The organism is Corynebacterium sp. MSK044 (genome assembly GCF_030232825.1).
Classification (GTDB): Bacteria; Actinomycetota; Actinomycetes; order Mycobacteriales; family Mycobacteriaceae; genus Corynebacterium.
Genome location: NZ_JASPJJ010000065.1, coordinates 1 through 507, shown reverse-complemented (window position 1 = coordinate 507; position 507 = coordinate 1). Strand labels below are relative to the sequence as shown.

At 56.4% G+C, this 507-nt stretch carries 1 protein-coding gene; it reads left to right on the top strand.

What is annotated here, in order from left to right; translation table 11 throughout:
- On the top strand, positions 1 to 482 hold a 482-nt coding region (locus QP994_RS11095; RefSeq protein WP_284866839.1), incomplete at its 5' end, for an integrase core domain-containing protein.
- Positions 483 to 507: the final 25 nt, after the last annotated feature.

Here is a 507-nt window from a genome sequence, read left to right as displayed (position 1 = left end):
TGTCTGGTTTTGCCTACACCGCGTTTATCACCGATGTGTACTCCAGAAAGATCGTCGGTGTCGCAACTCGGGCGAGCATGCGTACCGATGAACTGCCGCTGGAGGCCTTTGAGCACGCCCTGTATCACGCTGGTGATCTTCGCTCAGAAGGGCTTGTCCACCACAGTGACCGCGGCTCCCAGTATGTGTCGATCCGTTACGGTGAAGCGCTCGCCCAGGCGGGTATCGATCCGTCTGTCGGCACCGTTGGCGACTCCTATGACAACGCGTTGGCTGAAACGGTCAACGGGCTCTACAAAACAGAGCTGATTTATCCCCACCGGCCGTGGGCATCGGTCGGTGAAATCGAGATCGCCACTCTTCGCTGGGTGCACTGGTGGAACAACCAGCGACTTCATCAATCCCTGGGATATATCACTCCACAGGAGATGGAGGACGCCTACTATCAACGATCAGGCGCTCAAACGTTAGGCGTTCAATAAGCGGAACGAAAACCAGGACGCTTCA